The following is a 17,548-nucleotide window of genomic DNA, read 5'->3' on the forward strand; positions in this document are numbered from 1 at the left end:
GAGCACACCGTGCCGAAGCTGACCTACTCCGACGTCTTCATCGGGGGCGAGCTCGTCGCCGCCGACAGCTCCGAGGAGCTCGTCCTGACCTCCCCGGTGACCGAGGAGGAGATCGGACGCGTGCCGTCCGCCTCGACCACGGACGTCGACCGGGCCGTGGCCGCAGCCAAGCAGGCGTTCCACGGGGAGTGGCGAGGAACGACGCTCGACGACCGCCTCGCGATCATCCGACGGCTCCGCGACCTCATCGTGGAGAACCGCGAGGAGCTGTCGGTCGCGATCACCCGCCAGATGGGCTGCCCCATCACCCAGTCGCGGGCGATCCAGACCGACAACACCCTCCGCGCGATCGACGCCTACCTCGACTTCGTGCCGGACTACCCGTTCCGGACCCTGCGCCGGTCCTCGACCGCCAACGCGCTGGTGACGCGCGAGCCGGTGGGTGTCGTCGCTGCTGTCTCCCCGTGGAACATGCCGTTGGCCATCAACGTGCAGAAGCTGCTCCCCGCGGTGATCGCGGGCTGCACCATGGTGCTCAAGCCGTCACCCGAGACACCCGTCGACGCCTTCATGCTGGCTGAGCTCCTCGTCCAGGCCGGGCTGCCGGCCGGGGTGTTCAACGTGGTCCCGGCCGAGCGCGACACCAGTGCCTACCTGGTCGGTCACCCGGACGTCGACAAGGTGACCTTCACGGGGTCCCCAGCGGCAGGCCGGGCCATCGCCGCGCGATGTGGTGAGGACCTCCGTCGCGTCACGCTCGAGCTGGGGGGCAAGTCGGCCGCGATCCTGCTGCCCGACGCTGACCTCGACCAGGCCGTCGAGGCGATGCGCATGGGGTCGTTCCGCAACAGCGGACAGGTCTGCAGCCTGAAGACCCGCGTGCTCGTCCACCGCGACCAGCACGACGAGGTGGTCGAGCGCATGGTCGGGCTCGTGGAGTCGATGCCGGTGGGAGACCCGATCGACGAGGCGACCCAGATCGGACCCATGGTGTCGCGTCGGCAGCGCGACGTGGTCGAGGGCTACATCGCCGCAGGGTCGCAGGAGGGCGCGCGGTTGGTGGTGGGTGGCGGGCGCCCGCGTGGCCTGGATCGGGGGTACTTCGTCGAACCCACGATCTTCACCGGCGCGACGCCTGACATGCGCATCGTCCGCGAGGAGATCTTCGGACCCGTCGTGTCGGTCCTGGCCTACGAGGACGAGGACGAGGCCGTCGCCATGGCCAACAACTCGGCGTACGGCCTCAACGGATCGGTGTTCACCGCCGACCTCGACCACGGTCTTGCTGTGGCTGGCCGGCTCCAGACCGGCACTGTCGAGCTCAACGGCAGCGGGTCCGGCTACTACGCCCCGATGGGTGGGGTGAAGACCAGCGGTCTCGGTCGCGAGAACGGCCCCGAGGGCCTCGACGCCTACCTGGAGCTGAAGTCGGTGGGTCTCTCCGTGGCCGCGGCCGAGCGCCTGGCCGGGTCCGTCGACACCCACACCTACCGGTGACCGGTCCTGCCGGTCCGCTGAGCGGCGTACGCATCGTCGAAGCGGCCTCCTTCGTCGCCGCCCCCTCCGCAGGCATGGCGCTGGGACAGCTCGGCGCCGACGTGATCCGGGTGGATCCGCCCGGTGGCGGCAGCGATGCGGGCAGGTGGCCGTTGTCGGCTGGCGGCGCCAGCCTGTTCTGGGCGAACCTGAACAAGGGCAAGCGGTCGGTCACCATCGACCACCGCCGCGAGGAGGGTCGCGAGCTGCTCCTGGAGCTGGTGACGTCCTCCGGCCCCCAGGGTGGGGTCTACGTCGACAACCTCGTGGGTGCCCGCCGGCTCCGCTACGAGCAGCTCGCCGAGCGCCGACCGGACGTCATCCACGTCCACGTCGAGGGCCGCCGCAACGGCAAGCCCGCGGTCGACTACTCGATCAACGCCGAGGTCGGGGTGCCCGTGATGACGGGACCGGCGGACGCCGCAGTTCCGGTCAACCACGTGCTGCCGGCCTGGGACCTGGTCACGGGCATGCTCACCGTCTCGGCCGTCACTGCCGCGCTCTACCGGCGGGAACGTTCCGGTGAGGGCGCCCGGATCGACGTGGCCCTGGCCGACGTGGCGCTCGCCGGCGTCGCCGGGATGGGCTGGCTGGCAGAGGCCGACGAGCTGGGCCGACCCCGCGCCCGCGTCGGCAACCACATGTACGGATCGTTCGGCGTCGACTTCGCCACCGCGGACGGTCGCCGGATCATGGTCGTGGCCCTGACCGAAGGGCAGTGGAACGCGTTGCGGCGGGTCACCGGGACCGAGGGGGTGTTCGCCGCCCTGGAGCAGTCGCTGGACGCGGACCTGGACCGTGAGGGCGACCGCTACCGGCTGCGGGAGACCATCGCCTCGATCCTCCGCCCGTGGTTCGAGGCGCGCGACTACGCCACTCTCGAGAGGCTGCTGGACGACGCGAAGGTGCTGTGGAGCCCCTACCGCGACATGGCGGAGCTGGCTGCGGAAGCCCGTGGTGCGACCGACGGCATCGTCAGCGAGATCGAGCAGCCGGGCATCGGCCCCATGCTCGCCGCCAGCGCCCCGTGGCGGTGGAACCAGGTCAGCCCTCCGGCGCTGGCGGCACCCGTGCTGTCCGCGGACACGGACACGGTGCTCACCGAGGTCCTGGGCCTGACCGGGGCCGAGATCGGACGTCTACGCACCGCCGGGATCGTGTGAGGTCGTCGTGGTGACGAACGAGACGACCGTGGTACGAGGGCCCTACTTCGACGAGCTGAGGGTCGGCACGGTGCTCCCGTCGCCACCCGCCGTGACCCTCACCTCGGGACTCCAGGCGGCCCACGCGGCCGTCGTGGGCAACCGGGTCGCGATCACGCTGGACCACGACCTGGGGCAGCGGGTTGCCGGCGGCCCGATCGCCGGCCCCGCCCTGGTGTGGGACCTGTCGATCGGGCAGTCGACGGTCGCCACGCAGCACGTCAGGGCCAACCTGTTCTACCGCGGGTTGTGGTTCCACCGGCAGCCACTCCTCGGGGACACCCTGCGCACGAGGACCGAGGTCGCCGCGCTGCGTGAGAACACCCGCCGCCCGGGTCGCCCCCCGACCGGCCTGGCCGAGCTGCGGATCACGACGGTCGACCAGCACGACCGCCTCGTCCTCGACTACCGACGCTGCGCCATGGTCCTGCTCTCACCTTCGTCCGAGCCGACGGGACGGCTCGACGAGCTGTCCACGGACGACTCCGTCGAGGCCCCGGACCCCCTGCGGTCGCTCCAGGGGTGGGACCTGGAGTCCCTGCCGTCGATGCCACGACCCGACGTAGGTGCGGTGTTCTCGGTCCTCGGTGGCGACGTCGTCTCCAGCGCCCCGGAGCTGGCCCGGCTCACCGGCAACGTGGCCCGGGTCCACCACGACCGCGACGCAGCGGGCGGAGAGCGACTGGTCTACGGCGGTCACTCGATCGGCCTCGCCCTGCACCACGTGTGCCAGGCGTTGCCCGGTCTGGTCGCCGTGGCCGGGTGGCACGGCTGCGACCACCTGGCGCCCGTGCACGAGGGCGACCTCGTCACGTCCTCGGTGGCTGTCGAGCGTTCCGAGGACCTGCATGGTGGGTCGGTGGCGCTGACGCTGCTGGTCGTCAGCAGCGTCGGTGACACCGAGGTGCTGGCGTGGCGACCCGTGGTGGTCGTGCGATGAGGCCGACGACCGAGTGGCGGACAGCCCCGGTGGCGACCGCCGTCCCCTTGAGGAGGAGAGCGACATGAGCGTGGACCGTGTGCTGGTGACGGGAGGTGCCGGGTTCGTCGGCTCTCGAGTGGTGGAGCTGCTGTCCGGCTCCGGGCGCTCCGTGCTGGGCGTGGACGTCGTGACCAACGAGCAGTCCCAGAGGCTCGCCCAGGAGCCCGGTGTCGAGTACGCGCTGGCAGACCTGCGTGACAGGGACACGGTCGACCGGCTGCTCACGGGCGTCTCGCACGTCGTGCACCTGGCGGCCGTGCGCTCGCGGTCCTCGGACGCCAACCCCCGCCTGTCGCACGAGGTGAACGTCGACGCGACCTACGACCTCATCGCCGGCGCGGCCCGACACGGCGTCCGACGGTTCGTATTCGGCTCCTCGCACACGGTCTACGGCGCGTTCGCCGACGCCGACCGTGAGCCCTACCGGGAAGACGAGACCGGGGGGACCGGTCGGGGCCTGAGCATGTACGCCGCGACCAAGCTGGCCGCCGAGGCCTACCTCGAGGCGTTCGCCGGCTCCGAGGGGTTGCACTACCTGTCGCTGCGTCTGGGCACGATCTACGGGCCGCGGGTCAGCGAGGGTTCCAACAACGCCACGATGCTCGACGTGCTGCGGGCCGTGGACGCGGGCACCACGCCGACCGTCCCCTGGACGCGCGAGTCGCGTCACGGTCTGGTGCACGTCGACGACGTCGCGCAGGCCTGCGTGCGGGCACTGGACTCCGTCGGGGTCGACATGGCCGTCAACGTGGTCGGCGAGCCGGTCACCGCTGGGCAGATCTACACCGAGCTCGTGCGCCAGCACGGCGGTGACCCGGACACGGTGGTGTTCGACCAGACCCGCGCCCGCTACCAGGCGGCCGATCGCACCCGCATGCAGCGCGTCCTCGGCATGGGGCCGGGTGTGCCCTTGGAGACCGGGGTCCGCAGCGTCGTGGACTGGTATGCCGCCACGAGGTGAGCTCGCTGCTCCGGCCGCTCGGTGACACGCCGGATGTTCCCAACGGCTCTTCCGCCCTGACTACCGCACGACGCCCGAGGGTTGGGGCCCGCTGCCCGCCCGGCGCGCGAGTGCCGCCCGGTCGACGATCCTCGTCGACCCCTTCGCCACCCGGATCCACTCCCGCGTGGCGAACGTCGAGAGGGCCTTGTTGACCGTCTCGCGCGTCGCGCCGGCGAGCTGGGCGAGCTCGGTCTGGGTGAGCCCGTGGTCGACGACGAGGGCGCCCGCCTCGTCCCGGATCCCGAACTGCTCGGCCAGGTCGAGCAGGACGGCCGCCGTCCGCGCCGGGACGTCGGAGAACACCAGCCGGGAGGCCGTGTCGGTCACCCGCCGCAGTCGACGGGCCAGCTGTCGCAGCAGCCAGGTGGCGACGTCAGGATCGGACTCGACGAGCTCGCCGAGGACGTCGCGGTGCAGGGCCCGGAGGGTCACGTCGGTCAGCGCCTGGGCGCTCGCCGACCGAGGGCCGGCATCGAACAGGGACAGCTCGCCGAACACCTCGCCCGGACCGAGGACGGCCAGGACGTTGCTGGGCCGTGCGCGGGTGTGCTGGCTGATCTTCAGTCGACCCTCCACCACGAGGTAGGCCGTGTCGCCCGGGTCGTCCTGGAGGAAGACGGCGTCGCCCGCCGCGATCTCGACCCGGCGAGCCGCCGCCAGCAGACCGCCAGGGACAGGCGTCCCGGCTGCGGCCGCCTCGGTTCCTCCCGGTCTCCTGGCCGCGGCGCCAGCGGCGCTCACCAGCCGCCGTCGACCTGGATGTTCTGCCCGGTGATCAGGTCGGCCTTGGAGGTGGAGAGGAAGACCGCGAGGTTGGCGATGTCGGAGGCCTCGATGCGCTTCTTGAGGCTCTGGTTCTCCAGCACCCACTGGTGGTACTCCTCGCGCTTGTCACCGCGGTCGCGGAACTCTGCCTCGGACAGGACCGCGCCGGGAGAGATGCCGTTGACGTTGACGAGGTGCTCGCCCAGCTCGCGGGCCATGCCCTTGATGAGGCCGTACATCGCCCCCTTCGAGGCGATGTAGGGGACATACCCGTCCCAGCGGCCCGTCAGGGTGAGGGAGGTGATGTTCACGATCTTGCCGTAGCGCTTCTTCTTCATCGCCTCCGCGCACACGCGCGAGAGCACGAAGACGGCCGAGGAGTTGATACGCACCTGGTCCTCGTACTCGGCGATGGTGAACTCGTCGTGCTGCTTGAAGATCACGAGTGCGGCGTTGTTGACCAGCACGTCGATGCCGCCTACCTCGTCCGCGAGCTCGCTGGCGCGACGCTGGAGCTCCTCGAGGTCGTTCAGGTCGCAGCCGAAGTAGCGGACTCCGCTCGCGATCCCGTCCAGCGTCTGCTGGGCGTCTGGAGCGTCCGGGCGGTCGAGAGCGATGACGTGGGCCCCTTCGGCGGCGTACGCCTCGACGAGGGCCTGACCGATCGTGCCGAGTGCACCGGTGATGAGGACGTTCTTCCCGGCAAGCTCCGGCATGGTGACTCCTGGGTTCGAGGTGAGGTGAAGCTTTCGTCTGACATTTTGCTGTATGACGGCCAGTCTGGCAATCCCTCGCAGGTTCAAGTCGGGTTCGAGCATGGGCTAGCCTAAATGTCAGTCACTTGCACTCCTGGTAGTTGCCGACACCAGTGCTCCCACACGACGAAGGACACAGCCATGCCACGCCTCTGCGAGACCGAGGGTCTCTCCGACATCCAGACCGAGATCCTCAAGGCCGTGCGGTCGTTCGTGGAGACCAAGATCATCCCGGTCGCGACCGAGCTCGAGCACGCTGATGAGTACCCCACCGAGATCGTCGAGGGCCTCAAGGAGCTCGGCATCTTCGGGCTGATGATCCCCGAGGAGTACGGCGGCCTCGGGGAGTCGCTGCTGACCTACGCCCTGGCCGTGGAGGAGATCGCCCGCGGCTGGATGAGCGTCTCGGGCGTCATCAACACCCACTTCATCGTGGCGTACATGCTGATGCACCACGGCACGGAAGAGCAGAAGCAGAAGTACCTCCCGCGGATGGCGACCGGCGAGGTGCGCGGCTCGTTCTCGATGTCGGAGCCCGGGCTGGGCTCGGACGTCTCGGCGATCTCGACCAAGGCGGTCAAGGACGCCGAGGGCGGCTACTCGATCACGGGCCAGAAGATGTGGCTGACCAACGGCGGCTCGTCGAACCTGATCGCGGTGCTGGTGAAGACCGACGAGGGCTCGGACTCGGTCTACAAGAACATGACGACGTTCCTGGTGGAGAAGGAGCCCGGCTTCGGCGAGACCGCGCCGGGCCTGACGATCCCCGGGAAGATCGACAAGATGGGCTACAAGGGCGTCGACACCACCGAGGCGATCTTCGAGAACCACCCGATCGCCGCCGAGCAGATCCTGGGCGGCGAGGCTGGTCGTGGCTTCTACCAGATGATGGACGGCGTCGAGGTGGGCCGCGTCAACGTCGCGGCCCGTGCCTGCGGCATCGCCAACCGGGCCTTCGAGCTCGGCATCTCCTACGCCCAGCAGCGCGAGACCTTCGGCAAGCCGATCGCGCAGCACCAGGCGATCCTGTTCCGGCTCGCGGAGATGGCGACCAAGGTCGAGGCCGGCCACGCGATGATGGTCAAGGCCGCCCGCCTCAAGGACAAGGGCGAGCGCAACGACGTCGAGGCCGGGATGGCCAAGTACCTCGCCGCGGAGTACTGCAACGAGGTCGTCGAGGCCTCGTTCCGGATCCACGGCGGCNTCGCGAGTCGGCGTTCATGCTGATCGGCGAGGGCACGGCCGACATCCAGAAGATGATCATCGGCCGCAGCCTGCTCAAGGACTACAAGCTCAAGGGCTGACTACAAAAAGTTTGACTTTTTCGAACTTGTGAACTTACTCTCACCGGCATGCTCGAGCCGGAGTCCCCCGACCGCAACATCGTCGTGCGCCCGCTCACCCCGGAGGACGCCCACGAGTTCGTGCGCTTCGCCGAGGCAGTACCGGAGGGTGAGCGGCGCTTCGTCAAGGAGACCCTGGAGACCTCCGGGGTCGGCTTCGCTGCCATGGTCACGCAGCCCGGGGTGCGTCGGTTGGTCGCCCACCTGCCGAGCGGCGAGATCATCGGCATGGCCGGGGTCTTCCTCGGCCGCGGCTGGTCCTCGCACGTCGCGGAGCTGCGCGTCCTGGTCTCCTCGGATCACCGGCGCCGGGGCGTCGGCCAGCAGCTGGCACGCGCCGCATTGCTGAAGGCGTTGCAGGAGGGATGCACCCACTCCTACATCGAGGTCGTGGCCGAGCAGGACGCCCTGGTGGCGATGTTCCAGGACCTGGGGTTCGAGCCCGAGGCGCTGCTCGTGGACTTCGTGCGCGACGGCGCCGGCGACTTCCACGACCTGATGATGCTGACGTACCGCGCGGCCGAACAGCACGCGCAGCACCTCCTCCTCGACGAGGGGGCCGCATGAGCACCGCTCCCGTCTCGCACACCGAGCACGTCGTCGACGTCGCCGGCCGCAGCGTCCGGGTCCAGGTGCAGGGTGACGGGCCACCCCTCCTGCTGATCAACGGGCTCGGCGCCAACATCTCGATGTGGGCCCCGCTGCTGCCCGAGCTCGCCGACTTCACGGTCATCAGCTTCGACGCACCCGGCACCGGACGCTCGCCGGCACCGTTCCGGCCCTACACGCTCGCCCACGTCGCCAACGTGGCCGTGCGAGTGCTGGACGCCCTCGGCCTCGACGCTGTCGACGTGCTGGGCTACTCGCTGGGTGGGGGCGTGGCCCAGCAGCTGGCCCACGACCACCCCGACCGCGTCCGTCGCCTGGTGCTGGTCAGCACGTCGTGCGGTGCCGGGTCGGTGCCGGGGTCGTTGGTGGCGCTCATGGCCGTCATGACCCCCGCGCGCCACCACGCCAGGGCCGGCTACCGCGTGGCCATGAACATGGTCAACCTGGCGCCGGCGGAGAAGGAGAGCGACTTCCTGCGCCGCCAGACCGATGGCTGGCACCACGGGTCTCCGCCGTCGACGCGTGGCTACATGCTGCAGATGACCGCGTTCTCACTGTTCAACAGCTTGCCGTGGCTGCACCGGGTGAAGCAGCCCACGCTGCTGTTGTCCGGGTCGCACGACCGCATCATCCCGATGGCCAACTCGGCCGTCCTGGCCGCCTACCTGCCGCGCGCGCGGCTGCGCATCGTCGACAGGTGGGGCCACTACCTCCTGCACGACGCCGCGTCGGGCGCGGGCCGGCACATCGCCGACTTCCTCTCGGCGGAGGACCACACGACCAGCGAGGCGTGGACCGGTGCGCGGAGCGTGGACCAGGAGGAGATGCGCAAGCTCGTGCGCGCCTCGCCGCGGAGTGCGCACTACACGCAGTACACCAACGGGTTCGTGCGTCGGATGTACCCCATCCAGGACGAGGGCGAGTGAGATGCCCAGGGAGCACCCCCCGCTGTGGCGTCGTGTCTTCGACGACGTCGAGCGTCGTGTGGGCGAACCGCTCGCGCACCTGACCAGCTCGACCGAGTTCCAGTCGGCCACCGTCAAGGTCGGCCGCCTGAAGCGGGCCGTCGCCAGGCCGGTGCACGCGGTCGCCGGTCTCGGCTTCCACCTGGTCGGCGTACCGACGAACGCGGAGGTGCGCCGCCTCCGCAGCGAGCTGCACGCGGTGCAGCGCGAGCTGTCCGCGATGCGGCGCTCCCGTGCCGAGGCCGAGCGCCACCAGGAGAAGCAGCCGTGAAACCGGTCGGGTCGGCGATCGACGCCGCTCGGGGGATCCGGCGTGAGGTCGAGCGCACCCAGCTGCGCGCGCGACGGGGGATCGGGCTGATCGCTCGCAAGCCGCCACCGGGTGTCAGCCTCACTCCCAAGGACCAGGTCTGGTCCCTCGGCAAGGCCACGTTGTGGCGATTCCGCAGCGATGACGTACGCCACGGACCGCCGGTGCTGCTGTTCCTCGGGCTCATGGGCGATTCCGCGATCTTCGACCTGCACCCGGGCAACTCCTGGGCCGAGCTCCTGGTCTCCCGCGGGTTCGACGTCTTCCTCTTCGACTGGGGGCGGCCCGAGGCGGCCGAGGGTGACCACACCCTCGAGACCTACCTCGACGGCTACTTCGTGCATGCCGTCGATGCCGTGTGCCGCGTCGCTCGCGCTGCGGAGGTCTCGTTGGGTGCCTACTGCATGGGCTCGCTCATGGCCGTGCTCGCGCTGGGCAGCAGGAACGACATCCCGGCCCGCAACCTGGTGCTGTTCACACCGCCGTGCGACTACAAGCACGCCCCGCCCTTCATGGAGCGCTACCGCGACGGGAGGATGCGGGCCGAGGACGCCATCGACGAGATGACAGGGCTGGTTCCCGCGGAAGCGGTACGGGCCATGTTCCGTCTGCTGGCTCCCACCTCGGACCTCGTGCAGTACGTGACGTTGTGGGAGCACCTGTGGCGTGAGGACTACGTCGAGGCGCACCGCGCGGTGAACCACTGGGCGTGGAACCACCGCGCCATGGCGGGCCCGGCCTTCCTCCAGATGGTCACCCACTACGTCCAGGAGAACCGGCTTGTGGCCGGACGTGCGCAGCTCGCCGGTCGCCCGGTCCGACTGGACACCGTCACGACCTCCACCCTGCTCGTCATCGCCGAGCGTGACGAGTTCGTCCCGCCGGCCAACTCAGAACCCCTGGCGCACCTGCTCGGGAGCGACGACCTGGAGATCCTGCGGGTGCCCGGGGGTCACGCAGGCGCGCTGATGGGCTCGGCGGCCCGACGCACGACCATGCCGGGTGTCGTCTCCTGGCTGGAGCAACGCTCGACGCCCCCTGGCGGGGCGCCCGCCCACACGAACGGAGACCACGATGGGTGAGACCTCGTACGCCCCGGGTAGCGATGACCTCGACCTCGGGCTCGGCGACACCCTCTTCGAATCGCTGCAACGGGCCGCTGCGTCCGTCGAACCCGGACGTCGCGCACTGGTCGGCATCCGTGACGCCGCGGAGTGGGTCGAGCTCGACTACGCGGCGCTGGTCTCGACCGTGGTCGACGCCAGCTCGTACCTGGCCGGCCTCGGTCTCGGAGCCGGCGACGTGCTCTGCGTCCAGCTCCCCAACTGGACCGAAGCCGTCGTCTACACCTACGCGGCGGCACGCCTGGGGGCGGTGGTCTGCCCGATCACCACGATCTACCGCGAGCGCGAGCTGGCCTTCATCCTCGAACGCACCGAGTGCAAGGTCCTGGTCGTGCCAGCGCGCTACCGACGCTTCGACTACGCGTCCATGGCCAGCCGGCTCCGCGACCGGCTGCCGCTGCTGCGGCACGTGATCGTGGTGGGCGACTCCGAGCGTGCAGCGGGAACACTGCCGAGCAGCGAGGTCCTCGCCGGGTCGCGAGACACCGTGCCGGCTGCGGCTGTCGACCCGGACGCGCCGGCCGTCCTGGCCTTCACCTCCGGAACGACGGGGGAGTCGAAGGGGGTCGTGCACTCGCACGCCTCCATGCACGCAGCGATCGACGACCTCGTCTCCCACGCGGAGTACGGCGCCGGTCTGACCTCCCTGGTGATCTCGCCGTTCGGTCACCTGACCGGTTTCACCTGGGGGATCCTGATGCCCCTGCGTGGTGCGGGCGACGTGGTGCTGCTCGAGACCTGGGACGCCGAGCGGGCCCTGGACCTCGTGGAGCGCTACGACGTCTCCTTCGCGATGGGAGCGACGCCCTTCCTGAGCGACCTGCTCGACGCCGCCGCCTCGCGTCCGGAGCCGGTCTTCCCCGGCATCTTCGTCTGCGGTGGGGCGCCCATCCCCCCAGGGCTCGTGCAGCGGGCGGTGCGGGAGCACCGGTCGCGAGTGGTGGCGGTCTGGGGCATGAGCGAGTACCCGGTCGGCACCGCCACGACGGTGTCGGACGACCCGGGTCTCGCGAGCTCCAGCGACGGCCGACCGATCAGGCGCGCAAAGGTCCTCGTGGTCGATCCCTCGGGAACACGGGCCGCGACGGGAGAGGAGGGCGACCTCCTGATCCGGGGACCCGGCCTCTTCCGCGGCTACTACAAACGCCCCGACCTGGATGCGGAGAGCCTGACCAGCGAGGGGTTCCTGAGGACCGGAGACCGAGCGCGAGTCCTCGACGACCAGGGGAACATCAGGATCTGTGGCCGCACCAAGGACATCATCATCCGGGGCGGGGAGAACATCCCGGTCGTCGAGATCGAGAACCTCCTGCTGACCCACCCCGCCATCAGGGAGGTCGCCCTGGTGCCGGTGCCGCACGAGCGTCTCGGTGAGACCGCGTGCGCATGCATCGTGCCGTCCCCCGGGTCCGAGGTCCCGTCGGTCGCGGAGCTCGGCACCTTCCTGGGCGAGCACGGTGTGGCCACGCAGTTCTTCCCCGAGGCCGTGCGCCTACGCGAGGAGCTGCCCCGGACTCCGAGCGGCAAGATCCAGAAGTTCGTGCTGCGGGACCAGGTCCTCGGCCACACGGACGACGCCGGCCGCGACCCGGCGACCAGGCTCTGACGAGGAGCGAGACGTGACCCACTACCTGGCCGAGCTCGTGGCTCCGCTCGACGCCCTCCTCCTCAAGGGCGACGGCGATCCCGAGACCCGGGCGATCATGAGCGCCGCACTCGTCCTCGACGGCACACCCGACCTCAGCGTGCTCGCGCAGACCTTCGAGCGGGCTTCCCGGAGCGTCCCGCGCATGCGACAGCGTGTGACGAGCGGCGGCTGGGCCCGCAACCGACAGAGCTGGGTGCCGGACGAGGCATTCGACGCGGCCGACCACATCAGGCAGGTCGGGGCTCCCGGTGACGCCTCCCTCGGCGCCGTGCTGGAGCTGGCCTCCAGTGCCGCGACGGCGCCCTTCGACCCGGCGAAGCCGCTGTGGGACGCAACCGTGGTCACAGGTGTCGAGGGTGGCCAGACCGTGCTCGTGCTCCGGGTGCACCACGCCATCGCCGATGGTGTGCGGGCACTTCACATGATGGCGAACCTGCTCGACCTGGAGCCCGATCCGGCGCGTGAGGAGCTCGCGGCGCTCGAGCAGCGGGGGTCGAGGATCCGGATCGCGGGAGAGCGGTGGGTCCGCACCACGTCGCAGGTGCTGGCCACCCGCCAGCGGCGTACGGACTCGGTGGTGCGGTTCATGGTGGACGCCAGCTGGCGGCCCGCTGGCGCCGTGTCCCGGGCGAGCAGGTACGCGCGCTCCGTCATCAGGACGTACGGGTCTGGCGGCGCGCAGGGGTCCCCGCTGCTGCGCTCCCGCAGTCGTGCGCGGCGCTTCGCCACCATCGAGATGCCACTGGATCAGGTCCGGACGGTCGGCGCCGATCACGGGGCCACCGTCAACGACGTGTTCATCGCAGGGCTGATCGGGGGGCTGCGCACCTACCAGAGGACCTTGGGGGAGGAGGCCGTCGACCTTCCCGTAGCCTTTCCCATCAACATCGCGGCCGACGAGTCCGCCGAGAGCGGCAACTACTTCAGCGCGGGCGTGATCCCTGGTCCTTGCTCGGTCGACGATCCTTTCCAGCGTCTGACCGCGGTGCACGACCTGGTGGCAGCGCGACGCGACGAGCCCGGCGTCGACGCGCCCCTGCGTCTCGCCCCGCTGCTGCACCAGGTTCCCCCTCGGCTGGCGACGACCGCGCTCAACGCCTACGCCGCTCGCGTTGACCTGCAGGCCAGCAACATCATTGGCCCGGACTGTGCGGTCTACCTGGCTGGTGCTCACGTCAGCCGCTTCTACGCCTTCGGCCCGCTTCCCGGGATCCCGGTCATGGTCGTGCTCGTGTCCTACGAGGGTGTGTGCACCCTCGGATTCACCATCGACCCGGCCGCCGTCAGCGACCGGGCACTGCTGCTGAGCTCCGTCGTCGACGCCTTGGTGGAGCTCGGGGTCGCCGACGCCGTCCTCTCGGGAGGTTGAGTGCCGGGGGCTGCGGTGGGCGCTTCGCAGGGGTCGGAGTCCTCGGCTCGGTCGACCGTCGCCGTCGCAGTCGTCGCCTTCTTCGTCGTCACCCTGGACGCCGTCGTGGTCAACGTGGCGTTGCCCTCGGTCCGTCAGGACCTCGGCGGTGGGGTCCGCGGCCTGCAGTGGGTGGTGGACGGCTACACCCTCGTCTTCGCCGCCCTGCTCCTGTCAGCCGGTGCGCTGTCGGACCGGATGGGCGCGTGCCGGGCGATCGGCGTCGGCACCGCCCTCTTCGTGGTGACGTCGGCTGGCTGCGGGCTCGCGCCCACGTTGTCACTTCTCGTGGTCTTCCGGCTGCTGCAGGGGGCTGCAGCTGCCGCGATGATGCCGGCCTCGCTCGCCCTGGTCCGTCAGGCGCACGAGGACCCCGTGCGACGAGCCCGCGCAGTCGCGGTCTGGGCGATGGGGGGAGCGGTGGCCTCCTCGTCCGGACCGGTCGTCGGTGGGGCCCTGTCCCTGGTCGACTGGCGACTGGTGTTCCTGGTGAACGTGCCCGTCGGGGTGGTCTGCCTGGTGCTGTTGCGTCGCGCCGAGCGCTCGCCTCGGCGTACGACACCCTTCGACCCAGCGGGCCAGGTGACGGCGGTGCTCGCGATGGGCGGTCTCACCTACGGTGCCATCGAGTCGGGTGCGGTGGGCCTCCTCGCGCCGGAGGTGCTCGGCGCGTTCACCGTCGCGTCGGTGGCGTCGATCTGCTTCGTGGTGAGCCAGGCGCGTGGCCGGCACCCGATGGTGCCGCCGAGCCTGGTGGCGGCGCGCGGTGTCCCGATCGCCATGCTGATCGGCTTCGCCTTCATGGTGGGCTTCTACGGCGTGCCCTTCCTGTACAGCTTGTACTTCCAGGAGCTGCGCGGCCTGAGCTCCCTGGGTGCCGGTCTCGCCTTCGTGCCCATGATGGCGGTCGGACTGGTGCTCACGCCCCTGTCGGCTCGGATCGTCGAACGCACCGGACCGAGGCTGCCGATCACCGGCGGGCTGGCCCTGATGACCGCCGGTCTCGTCGCGCTCAGCACCCTGCCCCACGACGTGCCCATCGGGGTGCCTTCGGTCCTGATGGTGCTGGTCGGGCTGGGGGGACCCCTCGTGATGCCCCCTACGATCGCGGTGCTGCTGTCGGCTGTCCCCGGGGACCTCGCCGGGACGGCGAGCGGCGTGCTGAACACGAGCCGACAGGTGGGCGGCGCGCTCGCCATCGCCGTCTTCGGCTCCCTCGTCGCGGGCCCCGGAGGGCTGGAGGACGGACTGCGATGGAGCCTCCTCCTGGGCAGCGCGGTGCTGCTCGTCGCCACGGTCGCGTCCCTACGAGTGGCGTCTAGTCGAGGCTCCGAACGGCGGAGGTGGGTGGTGTCGCGAGCGTCGGCTGACGATCGGCCGCCCTGGTAAGGGTGACGAGGCGGTGAGCTCACCCTGACCGCGCTGGAAGCCGCCGTGGGCTCTCTGAGGGCGAGATGTGGCCGGGCCCCATCGCCGCGGGCTCTGGCGGCTACTAGACGATTCCGTTACGACCGGTGTCTGGCCAGACTCGGTCGAGGTGATCGGCGGGAAGCTCTCCATGCGGCTGCCCACCTGATTGAGGGTGTGGCTCTCTTCCGGTCTGCGTCCCGTCGGTCACCGTGACGAGGCGTGGCTCAAGAAGGGACTGCCCTGCTCGTAGTAGCAATGCCCACCTCGCCGTCCACCGGATCGCACAGAGGCGGGAGAAGCGCATGGAGCAGGTCATCATCGGGGTCGATCCCCACAAGCTCTCGGCCACCATCGAGGTCGTCGACCAGCACGAGAAGCTACTTGGCTCGGGTCGGTTCACCACCGACCGGGCCGGCTACGCAGCGATGCGCAAGTACGCCGCCACCTGGCCGACCCGACTCTGGGCCGTCGAAGGCAGCAACGGCGCCGGCCGACCGTTGGCGCAGCGACTGCTCGAGGACGGCGAACAGGTGGTCGATGTTCCAGCGAAGCTGGCAGCCCGGGTGCGGTTGTTCGACACCGGCCACAACCGCAAGACCGACGCCCACGACGCACACGCAGTCGCCGCGGTCGCGGTCCGCACCAAGACCCTGCGGGTGCTCCAGCTCGACGGCGAGCTCGAGGCGCTGCGGATGCTCACCGACCGACGCGAAGCCCTCACCAGGCGCCGGGTCCAGACCGTCGACCGACTCCAAGCCCTGCTCGCAGAACTCCTGCCTGGACAGGCGAAACGCGACATCACCACCGGCCAAGCCAAGGCCATGCTCGCTTCTGTTCGCCCGCGTGACATCGCCGGGAAGACCCGCCGACGCATCGCCGCAGAGGAGCTCGCGGAACTGGTCGCGGTCGAGGCCAAGATCAAGAAGTCCACCGCCGAGCTCAAAGCCATCGTGCTCGCCCGCGGCTCACACCTGATGGACCTCCACGGCGTCGGACCCGTCGTCGCAGCGCGCGTCCTGGCCGACGTCGGCGACGTCACCCGCTTCGCCGACCGCAACCGGTTCGCGTCCTGGACCGGCACCGCACCCCTGGACGCCTCGTCCGGTGAGCAGAACCGGCACCGGCTCTCACGGGCCGGGAACCGACGGATGAACCACATGATCCACATCGCCGCGATCAGCCAGATCCGCCTGGACACCGACGGCCGCGCCTACTACCGACGCAAGCGAGCCGAGGGCAAGAAGCCCCTCGAGGCGATCCGGTGCCTCAAGCGCAGGATCTCCGATGCCATCTACCGCCAGCTCCTCGACGACGCCCAGAGAGACGCCACGCGGGATCCTGGAGCGGGTCCGGGAGGGCACTGCGGGGCGACTGTTCAGTCCAGCGCGGTCGACCTGCCCCCGCATGTCGACACTTCGGATCAGCCACTTCCCGGACCCGCGCGAAAGACGCTACGCCCGACCGGTTGACAACAGAAGGGAGCCGGAATGTCGCGCATCGCAAGAGTCCGGCACCCAGGCAGGCACACCAGATACCGTGACGCATTGTGCCCTTCTCCGCGAACGTGCTCCGTGTCCTGATCGCTTCGCCTTCCGACACTGCCGAGCTGCGGGACGCCGTCGAACAGGCGCTTCATGGGTGGAACGGCGATAGGGCGGCCTCGTCGTCCGTCGTGCTGTTGCCGCGCAGGTGGGAAACCAACGCGGTTCCAGAATTGACCGGCGAGGACGGCCAAACGGTCATCAACCGGCAGTTGGTCGATGAGGCCGACGTCGTCATCGGAATCTTCCACTCGAAGCTCGGCCAAGAGACGCCGCGGTACGCGTCAGGCACTGCGGAGGAACTCCATGAAGCCAAGGACGCCGGCAAACGGGTCCACGTCTATTTCTCGTCTATGCCCATCGACCGTGCGCAGGTTAACTCGGAGGCGCTTGCGACGCTCGAAGCGTTCAAGAAGGAGGTCGAGAACCTCGGTCTGTACGGGTCGTTCGACACTCCAGGGTCGTTGAAGGACCAGGTGAGGCGAGCAATCGAGGCCGACATTGTGGTGCTCGAACTGGGTGCACCAATCGACGCGCGAAAGCCGGTGAGAGAAGGCGCTGCGCTTCAGGCTCGTGCCGTCAAGGCGGGATCCTCGTACCGTCTGATCCTCAAGAACACTGGAGACGTCGATGCAGAGGACATCTCGTTCGTGCTCACGCCGGCTGGAGATGACCGCGACTCCGAGGCGCCGATGATGCTGGCCGATCCCGGTCAGTTTACTCTTCCACGGCACGGTGGGGAGATCTCGGTCCCGGTCGTCTTGTCGTGGGGGATGGCTTCGCACGTGACGATCTCGTTCAACTGGTCCGAAGCCGGCTTTGCGAAGGCGTCGTCGCACACCGTGTCGTTCTTCTAAGGTGCGGAGGTACAGATTCGCCGAACGTGCATTGCGCTGTTCCTAGACTCGGTTCAACGAGCAAAACTAGACGAACTTCGCATCTCAGCG

At 69.7% G+C, this 17,548-nt stretch carries 16 protein-coding genes; 14 read left to right on the forward strand and 2 right to left on the reverse strand.

What is annotated here, in order from left to right; all coding sequences use genetic code 11:
• Positions 1–9 precede the first annotated feature (9 nt).
• The 4 genes from ASG49_RS00335 to ASG49_RS00350 all read left to right on the forward strand — a co-directional run bounded on the left by ASG49_RS00335 (position 10) and on the right by ASG49_RS00350 (position 4,681).
• Positions 10–1,497, forward strand: coding sequence for an aldehyde dehydrogenase (locus tag ASG49_RS00335; RefSeq protein WP_056535604.1), 1,488 nt, complete (start codon positions 10–12; stop codon positions 1,495–1,497).
• The gene (locus tag ASG49_RS00340; RefSeq protein ID WP_056535612.1) at positions 1,494–2,699 is read left to right on the forward strand and encodes a CoA transferase; all 1,206 of its coding nucleotides are present in this window, start codon (positions 1,494–1,496) and stop codon (positions 2,697–2,699) included. Before ASG49_RS00335 ends, ASG49_RS00340 begins: the two co-directional genes overlap by 4 nt.
• Before the next feature lie 28 nt (positions 2,700–2,727).
• Positions 2,728–3,678, forward strand: a complete 951-nt coding sequence (locus tag ASG49_RS00345; protein WP_056539407.1) for a MaoC family dehydratase — start codon at positions 2,728–2,730, stop codon at positions 3,676–3,678.
• Positions 3,679–3,742: 64 nt separating this feature from the next.
• Complete coding sequence (locus tag ASG49_RS00350; protein ID WP_056535615.1) at positions 3,743–4,681, forward strand: NAD(P)-dependent oxidoreductase; 939 nt, start codon at positions 3,743–3,745, stop codon at positions 4,679–4,681.
• A 60-nt stretch (positions 4,682–4,741) separates the two neighbouring features.
• Here ASG49_RS00350 and ASG49_RS00355 read toward each other — a convergent pair whose 3' ends face one another.
• On the reverse strand, positions 4,742–5,464 hold the full coding sequence (locus ASG49_RS00355; RefSeq protein ID WP_056535618.1) for a Crp/Fnr family transcriptional regulator: 723 nt from the start codon (positions 5,462–5,464) through the stop codon (positions 4,742–4,744).
• Complete coding sequence (locus ASG49_RS00360; protein ID WP_056535622.1) at positions 5,461–6,204, reverse strand: SDR family oxidoreductase; 744 nt, start codon at positions 6,202–6,204, stop codon at positions 5,461–5,463. The genes ASG49_RS00355 and ASG49_RS00360 overlap by 4 nt, the downstream gene beginning before the upstream one ends.
• A gap of 180 nt (positions 6,205–6,384) precedes the next feature.
• Here ASG49_RS00360 and ASG49_RS00365 point away from each other — a divergent pair.
• From ASG49_RS00365 to ASG49_RS00410, 10 genes are all read left to right on the forward strand, one after another.
• The coding region (locus ASG49_RS00365) for an acyl-CoA dehydrogenase family protein (RefSeq protein ID WP_235561841.1) at positions 6,385–7,446 on the forward strand (1,062 nt) is incomplete at its 3' end.
• 149 nt (positions 7,447–7,595) lie between these two features.
• A complete protein-coding gene (locus ASG49_RS00370) occupies positions 7,596–8,153 on the forward strand; it encodes a GNAT family N-acetyltransferase (RefSeq protein ID WP_056535625.1) in 558 nt (185 codons plus the stop codon).
• Positions 8,150–9,121: an alpha/beta fold hydrolase gene (locus ASG49_RS00375; RefSeq protein ID WP_056535628.1), complete on the forward strand. Its 972-nt coding sequence runs from the start codon at positions 8,150–8,152 to the stop codon at positions 9,119–9,121. Before ASG49_RS00370 ends, ASG49_RS00375 begins: the two co-directional genes overlap by 4 nt.
• A 1-nt stretch (position 9,122) precedes the next feature.
• Positions 9,123–9,431, forward strand: a complete 309-nt coding sequence (locus ASG49_RS00380) for a hypothetical protein (RefSeq protein WP_056535631.1) — start codon at positions 9,123–9,125, stop codon at positions 9,429–9,431.
• On the forward strand, positions 9,428–10,552 hold the full coding sequence (locus tag ASG49_RS00385; protein ID WP_056535633.1) for an alpha/beta hydrolase: 1,125 nt from the start codon (positions 9,428–9,430) through the stop codon (positions 10,550–10,552). Before ASG49_RS00380 ends, ASG49_RS00385 begins: the two co-directional genes overlap by 4 nt.
• Positions 10,545–12,200 (forward strand): AMP-binding protein, encoded by a 1,656-nt coding sequence (locus ASG49_RS00390; protein ID WP_056535636.1) that lies wholly within the window; start codon positions 10,545–10,547, stop codon positions 12,198–12,200. The genes ASG49_RS00385 and ASG49_RS00390 overlap by 8 nt, the downstream gene beginning before the upstream one ends.
• 13 nt (positions 12,201–12,213) lie before the next feature.
• Positions 12,214–13,611: a wax ester/triacylglycerol synthase domain-containing protein gene (locus ASG49_RS00395; protein ID WP_056535639.1), complete on the forward strand. Its 1,398-nt coding sequence runs from the start codon at positions 12,214–12,216 to the stop codon at positions 13,609–13,611.
• A gap of 15 nt (positions 13,612–13,626) precedes the next feature.
• Positions 13,627–15,039: an MFS transporter gene (locus ASG49_RS00400; RefSeq protein ID WP_056539410.1), complete on the forward strand. Its 1,413-nt coding sequence runs from the start codon at positions 13,627–13,629 to the stop codon at positions 15,037–15,039.
• A 323-nt stretch (positions 15,040–15,362) separates the two neighbouring features.
• The gene (locus ASG49_RS00405; RefSeq protein WP_056535642.1) at positions 15,363–16,529 is read left to right on the forward strand and encodes an IS110 family transposase; all 1,167 of its coding nucleotides are present in this window, start codon (positions 15,363–15,365) and stop codon (positions 16,527–16,529) included.
• A 77-nt stretch (positions 16,530–16,606) separates the two neighbouring features.
• Positions 16,607–17,458: a hypothetical protein gene (locus ASG49_RS00410; RefSeq protein ID WP_056535645.1), complete on the forward strand. Its 852-nt coding sequence runs from the start codon at positions 16,607–16,609 to the stop codon at positions 17,456–17,458.
• Positions 17,459–17,548: the final 90 nt, after the last annotated feature.

The organism is Marmoricola sp. Leaf446, from assembly GCF_001424755.1.
In the GTDB taxonomy this organism is placed as follows: Bacteria; Actinomycetota; Actinomycetes; order Propionibacteriales; family Nocardioidaceae; genus Marmoricola.

Coding starts and splice junctions, on each gene's coding strand:
- ASG49_RS00350 (WP_056535615.1), top strand. CDS start 3,743: ATGAGCGTGGACCGTGTGCTGGTGACGGGAGGTGCCGGGTTCGTCGGC.
- ASG49_RS00360 (WP_056535622.1), bottom strand. CDS start 6,204: ATGCCGGAGCTTGCCGGGAAGAACGTCCTCATCACCGGTGCACTCGGC.
- ASG49_RS00370 (WP_056535625.1), top strand. CDS start 7,596: ATGCTCGAGCCGGAGTCCCCCGACCGCAACATCGTCGTGCGCCCGCTC.
- ASG49_RS00375 (WP_056535628.1), top strand. CDS start 8,150: ATGAGCACCGCTCCCGTCTCGCACACCGAGCACGTCGTCGACGTCGCC.
- ASG49_RS00380 (WP_056535631.1), top strand. CDS start 9,123: ATGCCCAGGGAGCACCCCCCGCTGTGGCGTCGTGTCTTCGACGACGTC.
- ASG49_RS00390 (WP_056535636.1), top strand. CDS start 10,545: ATGGGTGAGACCTCGTACGCCCCGGGTAGCGATGACCTCGACCTCGGG.
- ASG49_RS00405 (WP_056535642.1), top strand. CDS start 15,363: ATGGAGCAGGTCATCATCGGGGTCGATCCCCACAAGCTCTCGGCCACC.